Below are 12,942 nucleotides of genomic sequence, written 5' to 3' on the forward strand. Positions count from 1 at the left end.
TGAGGGCGGAAATCTGATCAAGTGTTGCGGTCACACGGACATTCCATCATCGGGGACTGACAATTTTCGCAGCGACGCTTCCAGCCGCTCAGCAATCACATCCACTGCGTCGAAATCGGCGTCGGACGGCGCCCACCGGGCGGCGGTCAGATCCACCCGCCACCGTCCCTCGCCCGTCCTGGCAAACTCCCGATAGTCCCCGCGCAGCGGTGTGCCCTCCTTCAGGTAGTGGTTGAGGGCCTCGGCCTCATGGCCGTCCGGCGCCTGTCCGCTGGCCCGCATTACCCGCCACCACGGGACGCTGCTGCCGTAATGGCTTAGTACGGAACCCACCTGCCGCGGCCCTCCCGCGCCGAGAAGTTCGGCGACGTCCCCGTATGCCACCGCTGCACCGGCCGGGATGAGGTCGACTACGGCCAAGACCGCCTCCACATACTCCGTCCGCATGTCCCCAGACTATCGGCCGGCCCGGACCATCAGCTCCCGGGGGAGGCTTCGTGTGCGTCTTCCCACAATGGGCCGGACACGCGCGGGGCAAGCACCAGGACTGTCAGTGGCTCCGGGTAATTTGGATCCATGAGCACTTGGAACACTCTCCCCCGGGCCGCGTTCGACCTCGAAACCACGGGTCGCAACTCCCGTGCCGCCCGGATCGTGACGGCTTCCGTCACGGTGGTGGACAGTTCCGGAAGTGTCATCCGTGAGCATGAGTGGCTGGCTGATCCCGGCGTCGAGATACCGGCCGAGGCCAGCGACGTCCACGGGATTACCACTGAACATGCCCGCACCCACGGCCGGCCTGCGGCGGAGGTCACCAGGGAAGTCGCCGCTGTGCTCCAGGGGCTGTTCGACGACGACGTGCCGGTGATCGCGTTCAATGCCAGTTACGATTTCACGGTCCTGGCCGCCGAGTCGGCCAGGTACGGCGTCCCGCAGCTGAGCCGGTTCCCCGTGCTCGACCCCTACATCATGAACAAGCAGGTGGACCGGTACCGCAAGGGAAAGAGGACGCTGACGGCGCTGTGCGAGGAGTACGGCGTGGAGCTTGAAAACGCGCACACCTCGGCCGCGGACGCCCTGGCAACCCTGCGCATGCTCGACGCCATGGCCGGTAAGTTCCCCAAGCTGAGCATGCCGGCCAGCCAGCTGCACCAGCTCCAGGTGGACTGGGCCGTCAGCCAGGCAGCCGACTTCCAGCAGTACCTCCGCAAGACCAAGCCCACGGCCGTCATCGAGGGTGACTGGCCGGTGCTGCCTCCCGAGGACACAAGCCGCGGGGGTTTCTAGGGCAGGCACCCGCATAGCGCCGAAGTCCGGACAGTCACAAAACGGAAGGCCTTGGGACGAAGATCACAGCGCCCGGCCAAACTCGGGCGGGCGATCCGCGCCTGCATCGATTCAGGATGATGCTGCAACGCCGTCGATCACGCAGTCCGCAGCAACAGTCAGGGCGCAGAAGAACGGTTCAGCCCTGCCGAAGCCGAATAATGTTCGGAAGTGGCTGGCGTTTCCCTGCGCTGACATAATTTAGTTCAGAACCGTGCTTGTGCTATGCCCTGCCCAAGTCCAACCTCCTGAGGATAAATGATCACAGTCACCGACCTGCGCAAGGTCTACCGTCAGGGGAAAAAGGAAGTGGTGGCCCTTGACGGGGTATCGCTTTCTGTCCCCAAAGGCTCCATCCACGGCATCATCGGCCACTCCGGAGCGGGCAAGTCCACCCTGGTGCGCTGCCTGACACTGCTGGACCGTCCGACGTCGGGATCGGTCAACATTGACGGTACCGAACTGAGCTCTGTCAGGGACTCCGAGATCCGCGCCGCGCGCCGCCGCATCGGCATGGTCTTCCAGCACGCGAACCTCATGGACTCGCGCACGGCCGCCGGCAACGTGGCCCATCCCCTGGAGCTCGTCAAGGCGCCGAAGGACAAGAGCCGGGCGAAGGTCGCCGAGCTGCTGAAGCTTGTGGGCCTGGAGGGATTCGAGAATGCCTACCCCTCCCAGCTTTCCGGCGGACAGCGCCAGCGTGTGGGCATCGCCCGCGCCCTGGCATCGGATCCGGACGTCCTGCTGTGTGACGAGCCCACATCCGCACTGGACCCCGCCACCACCGACGAAATCCTCGACCTGATCCAGGACCTGACCCGGCGCCTGCAGCTGACGGTGCTCATCATCACCCACGAGATGCACGTGGTGAAGCGTGTCTGCGGCTCCGTGTCCCTGCTGTCCAGGGGCCGCGTGATCGAATCCGGCGCCCTCGCCGAGGTCGCCTCGGATCTCGACAGCAAACTGGCGCGGGCCCTTCTGCCGCTGCCGGCCTCCGAACCCATCAAGGGTGCGCTCCAGACGGGACCGGTGCTGGAGATCCTCCTCTCCGGCGACGGCGCCAAGGAACCGGTGCTCACCGGAGTGGCACGGCATTTTGACATCGACCTGAATGTCCTGGCCGGCAGCGTCGAAACCCTCGGCGGCCAGCAGTTCGGCCACCTGCGGGTCCAGCTTGCCAGCAACGCCGATTACCGCGCCGTGCTGGACTACCTCCGGGACCGCGGCATCAGCGCGAAACTGGCTGACACGGCCGCCGACGACGCGGAACTGGCCGAATTCGCCCCGGCGGACACTGACTTCGCCGCCGAGACGGGAGACGCCAAGTGAACGAGATCTTCAGCAATCCTGTTTTGGCCAAGGCGCTGCCGGAAGCCATCGTGGAAACCCTCCAGATGGTGGGAATCTCGGCCTTCTTTACCGTGCTGGTCGGACTGCCGCTCGGGGTCTTCCTGCACGTCACCGTTCCCGGCGGGCTGCGGCCCATGCCCGTCGTCAACCGGATCGTCAGCGACATCGTCGTTAACATCACCCGCTCCATCCCCTTCGCAATCCTGATGGTGGCCCTGATCCCCCTGGCCCGGCTCCTCGTCGGGACGAGCCTCGGCCCCGTGGCTGCCTCCGTTTCACTCTCGATCGGAACCATCCCGTTCTTCGCCCGCCTGGTGGAGGCCTGCCTCCGTGACGTCCACCACGGCAAGATTGACGCCGCGCAGGTGATGGGCTCCACCCGGATGCAGGTCATCAGCAAGGTGATGCTGCCCGAGTCCCTGCCCGCGCTCGTTGCCGCGGCGACCACCACCGTCGTCACCCTGGTGGGGTACAGCGCCATGGCCGGCCTCGTCGGCGGCGGCGGGCTCGGAAAGCTCGCCTACAACTATGGCTTCCAGCGCTTTGACGTCACGGTCATGATCGTCACCATCGTGCTGATCATTGTCCTCGTCCAGCTCATCCAGCTCACGGGTGAATGGATCTCGCGGAGCCTGGACCACCGCTAAAAATCTTCACCGCAGCGAGTAGCCGCTCACTGCACCTGATTCGGATCTCCCCGGCGCCGCCGTCGGGATCCTAGGCTATTTCGAAAGGAAAGCATCCCATGCGTAAATCACTCACCCTCCTCGCCACCGGCATCGCCGCGGCACTGGCGCTGACCGGGTGCGGCGGCGGCTCCTCCGCCCCCAGCGCCGAGTCCACCCAGACCCTTGACCCCGCCAAGCCGGTCACGATCACCGTGGGCGCCAGCCCCGTACCGCAGGCCAAGATCCTTGAATTCCTCAACCAGGACCTCGCCCCGAAGGCCGGGCTCAAGCTGGACATCAAGGAGATCGAGGACTACCAGACGCCGAACACCGCTCTGAGCGACGGCTCGCTGGACGCCAACTACTACCAGCACCTGCCGTGGTTCGAGGACCAGGTCAAGACCAAGGGCTACAAGTTCGGCCACGGCGAAGGCGTCCACATCGAGCCTTACGCCGCCTTCTCCGAGAAGGTCAAGGACATCAGCGAGATCAAGGACGGCGCCAAGATCGCCATCACCAACGATCCCTCCAACCAGGTCCGGGCCCTCCGGGTGCTGGAAAAGGCCGGCCTCGTGAAGGACATCAAGGATGACTCCTCCGTCATCGGCCTGACCGATGAGCAGAACCCGAAGAAGCTGAAGTTCTCCGAGAACCAGCCGGAGCTGCTGATCAACGACCTGAAGGACCCCTCCGTGGACCTGGCCCTGATCAACGGCAACTTCATCCTGAAGGCCGGGCTCAGCACCACGGACGCCCTGGCAGTGGAGTCCACCGAGAACAACCCCTACGCCAACTTCCTGGCCTGGCGCGAGGAGTCCAAGGACGATCCCCGCATCAAGAAGCTGGACGAGCTCCTGCACTCCCCCGAGGTCAAGGCCTTCATCCAGAAGGAATGGCCCAACGGTGACGTGACGGTAGCCTTCTAGGCAGTCTCCCGGCAAGCCGGAACGTAACCAAAAAACTCTGGCACCCGCCGCGGCGGGTGCCAGAGTTTTTTATGCCGAACGTTTCAAGCCCGACGCCGGGCGGCGCGGACGGCTTATGAGGCCTTGGCTGCGGCGGCGGCCTCCGCAGCGGCCGGCAGCGCATCGAAGATCCGGTTCATGGCGGCGTCGTCGTGCGCTGCGGACAGGAACCAGGCCTCGAAAACCGACGGCGGGAGGTAGACGCCCGAGTCGAGCATGGAGTGGAAGAACGGTGCGTAGCGGAACGCCTCCTGTTTCAGCGCGTCGCTGTAGTTGTGGACGCCGTGCTCGGACGTGCCGAACGCCACCGAGAACAGGTTGCCGGCCCGCTGGATGGAGTGGTCGACGCCAGCCGCGTCCAGCGCGGCGGACAGGGCCTTGGACAGTTCCAGGGACCGGGCGTCCACGAACGAGTACACGTCGCGGGTGGCGTGGGTCAGGGTGGCCACGCCGGCAGCCATGGCCACCGGATTGCCGGACAGCGTGCCTGCCTGGTAGACGGGCCCCAGCGGTGCGAGGCAGTCCATGACGTCGGCGCGGCCGCCGAGTGCCGCCGTCGGCATGCCTCCGCCGATGACCTTGCCGAAGGTGAGCAGATCCGGGGTCCACTTCTCGGCGGCGCCGGCGGCACCCCCGGTGAGTCCCCAGTAGCCCGAGTAGCCGGTGCGGAAACCGGTGAGGACCTCGTCGACGATCAGCAGGGCGCCGTGCTCGGCGGTGATCCGTGCCAGGCCTGCGTTGAAGCCCTCGCCGGGGGTGACCACGCCCATGTTGGCGGGCGCAGCCTCGGTGATGACGGCGGCGATGTTGGGTCCGTGCTCGGCGAAGGCGGCCTCGACGGCGCCGAGGTCGTTGTACGGCAGCACCAGGGTTTCGGCGGCGGTGGCCGCCGTGACCCCGGCGGAACCGGGCAGGGCGAGCGTGGCCACGCCGGAGCCCGCAGAGGCGAGCAGCCCGTCGAGGTGGCCGTGGTAGCAGCCGGCGAACTTGATCACCAGGTTGCGGCCGGTGAAGCCCCTGGCGAGCCTGATCGCCGTCATGGTGGCCTCCGTGCCGGTGGACACCATGCGCAGCCGTTCGACGGCGGAAACTCGTTCCTTGACGATGGCGGCAAGGTTGGCCTCATCGGGGGTTGAGGCACCAAAGGAGAGCCCGCGGTCCACGGCGGCGTGCACGGCGTCGAGGACGGCCGGGTGCGCGTGTCCCAGCAGGGCCGGGCCCCAGGAGCAGACCAGGTCCACGTAGTCCTTGCCGTCGGCGTCGGTCAGGTACGCGCCCTTGGCTGCCACCATGAAGCGGGGCGTGCCGCCGACGGAACCGAAGGCGCGGACCGGTGAGTTCACGCCGCCGGGCATCAGCTGGCGGGCGCGGTCGAAGAGTTCCTCGTTGCGAGGGGTGCTGGAAGTCATGGTTCCCATTCTTTCAGTCTGTGGGGGTGTCACCGGACAGTTTCATCAGAGACGAGCTCGGCCACCCGGGGTGCCACCACGGAGCCGAAGAGTTCGATGCAGCGCATCATGGATTCGTGCGGCAGCGTCCCGTTGCCGTACTTCAGGTCGAAGCGGTCAACGCCCAGGTTCCGTTTCAACAGTGCAATCTTCTGTGCCACGGTTTCGGGCGAGCCGACGTAGAGAGCTCCCTCCGGGCCGCACATGGCATCGAACTCGCGCCGGTTTCCGGGGCCCCAGCCCCGCTCTGCGCCGATCCTGTTCCGCTGGGCAAGCCAGTGCGGGAACAGCTCCTCGCGGGCCGCCTCATCAGTTTCGGCGATGTGCCCGGGCGAGTGGGTGGCGATCTGCTGCATGGGCTGGCCGTACTTGGCCATCGCCTCCCGGTACAGCTCCACCAGCGGCGCGAAGGCGCGGGGCTGGCCGCCGATAATGGCAAAGATGATCGGGTAGCCGTACTGTGCGCACCGCAGAACGGACTCCGGGGTGCCGCCCACGCCGATCCAGGCCGGCAGCAGGTGGTGTTCCAGCGGCGGGTAGACGCTCAGGCCGGCCAGGGGCGGCCGGGTGCGGCCTTCCCAGTGGACCGGCTTCTGCGCCCGCACCCTGTCGAAGAGCTCGAGCTTTTCCTCGAACAGCACCTCATAGTCCGCCAGGTCCAGGCCGAACAGCGGAAAGGACTCGATGAACGAGCCGCGGCCCAGCATGACCTCGGCACGGCCCCCGGACAGGGCGTCCACCGTGGAGAAGCGCTGGAAGACGCGGATGGGATCGTCGGAACTGAGCACGGTCACTGCCGAACCGAGCCGGATGCTGGTGGTCCGGGCCGCGGCGGCAGCGAGGAACACCTCGGGGGCGGAGACCGCGAAGTCGCGGCGGTGGTGCTCCCCCACCCCGAAGGCGTGCAGGCCGACGGCGTCAGCCAGGACGGCCTGGTCCAGCAGCTCCCGCAGCACCCGGGCATGCGGCTTCGGTTCCCCGGCGGCATCCACTCCGACGTCGCCGAAGGTGTTCAGGCCCAGCAGGATCTGCCGGGCTCCTACCGGTTCCGTGGGACCCGCCGGCTGGGTGGGATCTGTGGCCTGACCCGACGGCGAACCGGCGGCCGGTTCCGGCATCAGGATTCCCTGAGCCAGCCGGCGATTTCGCTGGCCCAGTAGGTGAGGACCATGTTGGCGCCGGCACGCCGGATGCACAGGACCGATTCGGTGATGGCGGCCCGGCGGTCAATCCAGCCGTTGGCGGCCGCGGCCTCGATCATGGCGTACTCCCCCGAAATCTGGTACGCGGCCACCGGCACGGTGCTGATCCCGGCGACGTCGGCCAGGATGTCAAGGTAGCTCATGGCCGGCTTGACCATCACCATGTCCGCACCCTCGGCAAGATCCAGCTCCACCTCCTGGATGGCTTCGCGGCGGTTGGCGGCGTCCATCTGGTAGGTCCTGCGGTCGCCCTTCAGCTGCGAGTCCACGGCTTCGCGGAACGGGCCGTAGAACGCGGACGCGTATTTGGCGGCATAGGCGATGACGGCGGTGTTCACGTGGCCGGCGTCCTCAAGTGCCTGGCGGATCACGCCGATCTGTCCGTCCATCATTCCGGACGGGCCCAGCACGTGGGCGCCGGCGTCTGCCTGGGCCACCGCCATCCTGGCGTAGATCTCCAGGGTGGCGTCGTTGTCCACGTAGCCGTCGCTGTCCAGGACGCCGCAGTGGCCGTGGTCGGTGAATTCGTCCAGGCAGACGTCGCTCATCACCACGAGGCTGTCGCCCACCTCGGCCCGGACGTCCCGGATGGCCTTGTTGAGCACGCCGTCAGGGTCGAGCGACGCCGTTCCCTCGGCGTCGCGGGTTTCGGGGATGCCGAACAGCATGATGCCGCCCACGCCCAGTTCCACGGCTTCGGCCGCCGCCCGCTTCAGCGTGTCCGTGGTGTGCTGGACGACGCCCGGCATGGAGGCAAGGGGGTTGGGCTCGGACAGCCCCTCGCGGATGAATGCCGGAAGGATCAGGTCTGCCGGTGCAAGCCGGTGCTCGGCCGTGAGCCTGCGCATGGCCGGGGTGGTGCGGAGCCGCCGGGGGCGGTGGTGCGGAAAGCTCATGTCCTGTCCTTCACTGTGTTGCCTGCTGTTGATGACTGCTGTTTTGATGGCCGGCGCCTAGGGGCCGACGACGGCCCGGATGACGGCGGCGACGAGCCCGTCCGGTGTGGCCTCCCGCGCCGTGGCAGCCACGGCGAGCCCCTGGGCTTCCGCCTCGGCGGCGGTCGCCGGGCCGATGACCACCAGGCGGCAGGAGGCGAGCGGCGCCAGTGCCGCGGCGATGCGCCGCACGGCGCTCGGTGAGGCGGCGACGACGGCGGCCAGGACGCCGCCGTCGACCTCGGCTTTTGCTTCGGCGGGCGTCAGCACCGGCAACGGTGCACCGGCACTGTCATTGCGGCCTAACCGGCGCCCGGGCTCGGCCGGGAAATCCACCGTGGCATAGGCCACTACCGTGCGGACGCGGGCACCCTGTGCCTCCAGCCCCCGGGCGAGTGCCGGGGCTGCGATGTCAGCCTGCGGCAAGAGCACAGCGGCGGGACCGCCGGGCCAGCCGTCCACTATCCCGGCGGCCGAATGGTCGTGCTGCGGCTGGAAGTGCACGGCAACCCCCGCAGCCTCCAGTGCGCGCCGGCTGGCGGGGCCCACCGCGGCAACGCGGGTTCCGGCCGGAAGCCAGTTCCGCAGTTCCGCCCCGTGCTCTGCCGCCTTCTCCTGCAGCGCGAGGACGGTGGTGGCGCTGCTGACCACGAGCCACTCAAAGTTGCCCTCGCCCAGCGCTTCAAAGGCGTCGTTGAGCGCCGCCTGGTCCGGAGCCCGCTCGGCGGCCGTCAGCGGCAGCAGCAGGGGGGTGGCGCCGGCCAGCCGCAGCGCCTCCGCGAGGGGTCCGGACCGCTCCGGGCTTCGCGTCACCAGGACGCGGCATCCTTCCAGCGGGCGCCCGCCCGCCGGGTTCTTCCCGCTCGTCGTTGGCATACGGTGGCCGGCTGCGTCAGGAAGCCGTCAGGTCGGCGATGTCCGCAGCTCCCGCTGCCAGCAGGACCTCGGCCAGTTCGATGCCCAGCAACGTGGCGCCGACTTCGGTGAGCCCGTCGGTGGCGCGCTTGTCCCGCACGGAGGCGGTGCCGTCCACGGCGCAGACAACAGCTTCCAAGTGGAGCATGCTGCCCTTGCGGTACGCGTAGGCGCCCACGGGGGCAGCACAGCCGGCCTCCAGCCGGGCGAGCAGTGCCCGCTCGGCCGTGACGGCAAGCCTGGTATCGGCATCGTCAAGGGCCGCCAGCGCCTGGGCCAGGACGCCCTGGGATCCTTCCGCAGAGCCGGTCCGGCGGGGCGCCTCGGCGGTGCGGCATTCGATGGCCAGCGATCCCTGTCCGGCGGCCGGGAGCATGATGTCCGTCTCCAGGTATTCGGTGACGGTGTCCAGGCGCCCGATGCGCTCCAGCCCGGCAGCAGCGAGGATGACGCCGTCCAGATCGCACGATTTCCCGTCGACCACTGTCTCGGTGGCGTTGCCCGGCAGCCCGGGCACCCGGCCCAGCCGGGTGTCCACGTTGCCGCGGATGTCCACGATGTCCAGGTCGGGGCGGACAGCGCGCAGCTGCGCTGCCCGGCGGGGAGAGCCGGTGCCGATGCGGGCACCCTTGGGCAGGTCAGCCAGCTTGAGTCCATCGCGGGCGCAGAGGACGTCGCGGACGTCCACCCGGGGCGGGGTTGCGGCCAGCGTCAGGCCCGGGGCGGAACCCGTGGGCAGGTCCTTCAGCGAGTGGACGGCCACGTCGCATTCGTTCCGCAGCAGTGCGTCGCGCAGCGCGGCAACGAAAACGCCGGTGCCGCCCATCTGGGACAGCGAGCCGGTGAGGACGTCGCCGTCGGTCCTGACATGGACGAGTTCGACGTCGAAACCTCCGACCGCGGCCAGCCGGTCGGCTGTCTGCTGCGTCTGTGTCAGGGCGAGCTTGCTCGCCCTGGTGCCGATCCGTACTGTCACTTCGCGTCCTGCCCTGCCGGGTAGGGGTCGTGCCCTTGTCCAACGGTGGTGTCGGCGCCGGCGATGGTGGGCTTTTCGCCGCGGAAGTTTTCGCAGCATCCGGGACGGCAGACGTCGTACCAGGGGCCGAGGCCGGTCACGGCCTGGCGGTCCGCGACGTTGTTGGCCACCGTGCGTTCGCAGATCAGCTCCACGAGCCCCTCGACAAAGCGGCGGTGCGTTCCCGGCGTGGGCACGCGTGTGGCGGCGATGCCGAGGTCCTTGCAGGTCTGCAGCGCTTCGGTGTCGAGGTCCCAGACAACCTCCATGTGGTCGCTGACGAAGCCCAGGGGTACGATCACGATGCCCGCGACGCCCTGCTTGGCGAGGTCCTCGATGGCGTCGTTGATGTCCGGCTCGAGCCACGGGATATGGGGAGCGCCGGAGCGTGACTGGTAAACGAGGGACCACGGGGCCGAAAGGCCGGAATCGGCTTCCACCCGGCGCATGATTTCCGCGCCGTTGGCGAGGTGCTGGGCCACATAGGCGGAATCCTCGGCAAACTCGCGCGGCTCGTCCGCGGAGCGGCCGGCAGCCACGGCATCCCGGGTGGGGATGGAGTGGGTGGCGAAGAGAACGTGGATGGGCGCATCAGGCTTTCCGGCCGCGGCCAGCTGCGCGCGCACCTCGGCGACTCCGTCGGCGGTGCCCGTGATGAAGGGCTCCACGAAGCCGGGGTGGTCGAAGTACTGGCGGACCTTGTCCACTTCCAGCCGGCCGTCCAGCCCGGTCTCGGTCAGGGCCATGCCGATGTCCTCGCGGTACTGGCGGCAGCTGGAGTAGCAGGAGTACGCGCTGGTGGTGAGCATGAGCAGGCGGCGGTGGCCGGCGTCGTACGCGTCCTGCAGGGTCTGCGGGATGTAGGGGTCCCAGTTGCGGTTGCCCCACAGCACGGGCAGGTCGATGCCCCGCGCCGCCAGCTCGGCTTCGAGGGCCGCCTTCAGCTCCCGGTTCTGCTGGTTGATCGGGCTGATGCCGCCGTTGGCGCGGTAGTGGTGGGAGACCTCTTCGAGGCGCTCATCGGGGATTCCCCGGCCGCGGGTGACGTTGCGGAGGAACGGGATGACGTCATCCTGGCCCTCAGGGCCGCCGAAGGAGGCAAGCAGGACGCCGTCGTACTCCTTGGGAGCCATCCTGCCGGTCTCGGTGACAGGATTTGCGGTGCCTTCCTGGGGATCCAGCGGGCTCATGCGAGGACCTCGGCGATCTCGCCGGACGTGATCCGCCGGCCGGTGTAGAACGGGATCTCCTCGCGGACGTGGTTGCGCGCTTCGGTGGAACGCAGGTGGCGCATCAGGTCCACGAGGTCCACGAGTTCGGGCGCCTCCAGGCCGAGGATCCATTCCCAGTCCCCGAGGGCGAACGAGGAGACGGTGTTGGAAATGACCTGCGGGAAGTCGCGGCCCAGCAGGCCGTGGTCGCGCAGCATCTTGCCGCGCTCGTCCTCCGGCAGCAGGTACCACTCGTAGGAGCGGACGAACGGGTACACGCACAGCCATTCCGCCGGCTCCACGCCGCGGGAGAACGCCGGGGTGTGGTTCTTGGCGAACTCCGCCTCGCGGTGGACGCCCATGGCGGACCAGACGAGTTCGGTTCCCGCGAACAGCTTGCTGCGGCGGATGTCGCGGATGGCCTGCTGCAGCGCCTCCGGCTTGGGGCCGTGGAGCCAGACCATGACGTCGGCGTCGGCGCGCATGGCGGAAACGTCGTAGCTTCCGCGGTGGACTACCCCTGCCTCGGCCAGGCGCGCCACCAGGGCGTCGAAATCCTCGGCAGCATCGGCGCTACGGAGGACCTCGGCGGAGCGCTTGAACACGGTCCAGAGGGTGAAGAACTGCTCGGCTGATTCTTCGATTTTGGTGACAGATTCGGCAGGAGTGTGGCTCATGGTTACTATCCTGCCCCTTCTGAGCGGCCTAAGTCGAAAAACTCAACTTCTACGCTGTGTAGAAGTGGTGAATTTCACAGCCGGATTCACAGCGCCCGCCGGAGCCTGACTGCCGCCACGCCAGCCGCCCCGGCGACGGCAAGCAGTCCCGCTCCCCACCACACCTGCGGAGCGATGGTCCCGCGGTGCGACGCACTCATGACGGCATTTTCGGCCGGTCCGCGCATGTAGGCCGAGCTGATCGTGGCCATGTTGTTGGGGCCCGCGAGCTGTGCCGATCCCCAGACTCCGGCGGCAATCCCCGAAGCCGATCGCCCCCGGAGGCCGGAGCCACCCGAGAGGCCGGTGATTTCCTTGAACGGGCTGGTGTCCGCCGAAGAGGCTCCGGCGGCCGGTGCGGAGCCGCCCGCGTACTGGGCCTGGGAGCCCGTTCCGGTGACAGACCCGGCCAGCGCCTGCCCACCAGGTGTCTGCCCGGCGGGCGGCTGCCAGACGGACGAGCTTCCGTTGCCGGTCGATGACCCGGTCCAGCTACCCGATTGTGACGGTGTTGCCGACGGCGTCTGCATCCCCGCTGGGGCAGTCTCCTCTGATGTGGGCGGCGGGGCGGCGGGGCTGGCGGGCTTTGCCGTTCCCGGGGAGGCCGGGGCCGGCGACGGCGCAGGATCAGTGTGAATCGGCTGGGAGGGCACGGGAACCGGAGTGGTGGGCACGGGAACGGACGGCACCGGCACCGACGGAACGGGGTAGGACGTAATGGGGCCGGACGTGATTGGGTCTGACGGCGAGGGCACGGGAACGGCCGGCGTCGGGCTGGCAGAGATGGTCATGGACGGGACCGGTGCCGGAACCAGCGGAGCAAGCGACGGCGGGACCGATGGTGATTCGGAGGGCGTTTCCGACGGCGAATCAGACGGAGCCGGGCCGGACGGCGCTGGCTCGTCCCGACTATCGCGCTCGTTCGACAGTGCGGCTGCCGCCCAGGCCTCGAGGCCGGCAGCGTCGACGGTGGCTTCCAGCCCCGTTCCGGCGCCACTGCCCGTCTGCTCTGAATCGCCCAGCAGCCCGGACGCCGGCAGCTCGGACGTTGCAGCGTTGGATGCAGGAACGCCTGCAGACAGGACCAGTACCGCTCCGAACGCAGCTGCTGCGGTGCCGCGCCGAAGACCCCCATGGAAACCAGTCAGCGAACGAAAACCATCGGACTTCTGATTGACCATAGTCATCGAC

Annotated in this window: 13 protein-coding genes; 4 read left to right on the forward strand and 9 right to left on the reverse strand. The window is 68.2% G+C overall.

Going from position 1 to position 12,942, the window contains the following annotated elements:
• Positions 1-30: 30 nt before the first annotated feature.
• The gene (locus tag ACFUTU_RS10815) at positions 31-447 is read right to left on the reverse strand and encodes an MGMT family protein (protein WP_377964028.1); all 417 of its coding nucleotides are present in this window, start codon (positions 445-447) and stop codon (positions 31-33) included.
• Positions 448-576: 129 nt separating this feature from the next.
• Here ACFUTU_RS10815 and ACFUTU_RS10820 point away from each other — a divergent pair, with 129 nt between their 5' ends.
• From ACFUTU_RS10820 to ACFUTU_RS10835, 4 genes are all read left to right on the forward strand, one after another.
• Positions 577-1,287 (forward strand): 3'-5' exonuclease, encoded by a 711-nt coding sequence (locus ACFUTU_RS10820; RefSeq protein WP_377964030.1) that lies wholly within the window; start codon positions 577-579, stop codon positions 1,285-1,287.
• A gap of 297 nt (positions 1,288-1,584) precedes the next feature.
• The gene (locus tag ACFUTU_RS10825; RefSeq protein WP_377964032.1) at positions 1,585-2,655 is read left to right on the forward strand and encodes a methionine ABC transporter ATP-binding protein; all 1,071 of its coding nucleotides are present in this window, start codon (positions 1,585-1,587) and stop codon (positions 2,653-2,655) included.
• The gene (locus ACFUTU_RS10830) at positions 2,652-3,323 is read left to right on the forward strand and encodes a methionine ABC transporter permease (RefSeq protein WP_102971944.1); all 672 of its coding nucleotides are present in this window, start codon (positions 2,652-2,654) and stop codon (positions 3,321-3,323) included. Before ACFUTU_RS10825 ends, ACFUTU_RS10830 begins: the two co-directional genes overlap by 4 nt.
• A 98-nt stretch (positions 3,324-3,421) precedes the next feature.
• Positions 3,422-4,270, forward strand: coding sequence for a MetQ/NlpA family ABC transporter substrate-binding protein (locus ACFUTU_RS10835; protein ID WP_377964035.1), 849 nt, complete (start codon positions 3,422-3,424; stop codon positions 4,268-4,270).
• Between the two features lie 113 nt (positions 4,271-4,383).
• Here the strand turns inward: ACFUTU_RS10835 and hemL are convergent, their stop codons facing one another.
• From hemL to ACFUTU_RS10875, 8 genes are all read right to left on the reverse strand, one after another.
• The gene (gene hemL, locus ACFUTU_RS10840) at positions 4,384-5,718 is read right to left on the reverse strand and encodes a glutamate-1-semialdehyde 2,1-aminomutase (RefSeq protein WP_377964037.1); all 1,335 of its coding nucleotides are present in this window, start codon (positions 5,716-5,718) and stop codon (positions 4,384-4,386) included.
• Positions 5,719-5,747: 29 nt separating this feature from the next.
• Positions 5,748-6,875 carry an LLM class flavin-dependent oxidoreductase gene (locus tag ACFUTU_RS10845; protein ID WP_377964039.1) on the reverse strand — a complete coding sequence of 376 codons (1,128 nt, stop codon included), beginning with the start codon at positions 6,873-6,875 and terminating at the stop codon, positions 5,748-5,750.
• Positions 6,875-7,855, reverse strand: coding sequence for a porphobilinogen synthase (gene hemB, locus ACFUTU_RS10850; RefSeq protein ID WP_377964041.1), 981 nt, complete (start codon positions 7,853-7,855; stop codon positions 6,875-6,877). Before hemB ends, ACFUTU_RS10845 begins: the two co-directional genes overlap by 1 nt.
• Before the next feature lie 57 nt (positions 7,856-7,912).
• Complete coding sequence (locus ACFUTU_RS10855) at positions 7,913-8,707, reverse strand: uroporphyrinogen-III synthase (RefSeq protein ID WP_377964043.1); 795 nt, start codon at positions 8,705-8,707, stop codon at positions 7,913-7,915.
• Positions 8,708-8,786: 79 nt separating this feature from the next.
• Positions 8,787-9,785: a hydroxymethylbilane synthase gene (hemC, locus tag ACFUTU_RS10860; protein WP_377964045.1), complete on the reverse strand. Its 999-nt coding sequence runs from the start codon at positions 9,783-9,785 to the stop codon at positions 8,787-8,789.
• Complete coding sequence (locus tag ACFUTU_RS10865) at positions 9,782-11,014, reverse strand: ferrochelatase (protein WP_377964047.1); 1,233 nt, start codon at positions 11,012-11,014, stop codon at positions 9,782-9,784. The genes hemC and ACFUTU_RS10865 overlap by 4 nt, the downstream gene beginning before the upstream one ends.
• Positions 11,011-11,712: a hydrogen peroxide-dependent heme synthase gene (gene hemQ / locus ACFUTU_RS10870; protein WP_377964049.1), complete on the reverse strand. Its 702-nt coding sequence runs from the start codon at positions 11,710-11,712 to the stop codon at positions 11,011-11,013. The genes ACFUTU_RS10865 and hemQ overlap by 4 nt, the downstream gene beginning before the upstream one ends.
• 86 nt (positions 11,713-11,798) lie before the next feature.
• Positions 11,799-12,938, reverse strand: a complete 1,140-nt coding sequence (locus tag ACFUTU_RS10875) for a hypothetical protein (protein ID WP_377964051.1) — start codon at positions 12,936-12,938, stop codon at positions 11,799-11,801.
• Between the last annotated feature and the right edge of the window lie 4 nt (positions 12,939-12,942).

It is taken from the genome of Arthrobacter sp. NPDC057388 (assembly GCF_042668165.1).
Taxonomy (GTDB): Bacteria; Actinomycetota; Actinomycetes; order Actinomycetales; family Micrococcaceae; genus Arthrobacter.

Excerpts from the sequence above, each read along its gene's own strand:
- ACFUTU_RS10815 (WP_377964028.1), bottom strand. The coding sequence starts at position 447 with ATGCGGACGGAGTATGTGGAGGCGGTCTTGGCCGTAGTCGACCTCATC.
- ACFUTU_RS10820 (WP_377964030.1), top strand. The coding sequence starts at position 577 with ATGAGCACTTGGAACACTCTCCCCCGGGCCGCGTTCGACCTCGAAACC.
- ACFUTU_RS10825 (WP_377964032.1), top strand. The coding sequence starts at position 1,585 with ATGATCACAGTCACCGACCTGCGCAAGGTCTACCGTCAGGGGAAAAAG.
- ACFUTU_RS10835 (WP_377964035.1), top strand. The coding sequence starts at position 3,422 with ATGCGTAAATCACTCACCCTCCTCGCCACCGGCATCGCCGCGGCACTG.
- hemL (WP_377964037.1), bottom strand. The coding sequence starts at position 5,718 with ATGACTTCCAGCACCCCTCGCAACGAGGAACTCTTCGACCGCGCCCGC.
- ACFUTU_RS10845 (WP_377964039.1), bottom strand. The coding sequence starts at position 6,875 with ATGCCGGAACCGGCCGCCGGTTCGCCGTCGGGTCAGGCCACAGATCCC.
- hemB (WP_377964041.1), bottom strand. The coding sequence starts at position 7,855 with ATGAGCTTTCCGCACCACCGCCCCCGGCGGCTCCGCACCACCCCGGCC.
- ACFUTU_RS10865 (WP_377964047.1), bottom strand. The coding sequence starts at position 11,014 with ATGAGCCCGCTGGATCCCCAGGAAGGCACCGCAAATCCTGTCACCGAG.
- hemQ (WP_377964049.1), bottom strand. The coding sequence starts at position 11,712 with ATGAGCCACACTCCTGCCGAATCTGTCACCAAAATCGAAGAATCAGCC.
- ACFUTU_RS10875 (WP_377964051.1), bottom strand. The coding sequence starts at position 12,938 with ATGACTATGGTCAATCAGAAGTCCGATGGTTTTCGTTCGCTGACTGGT.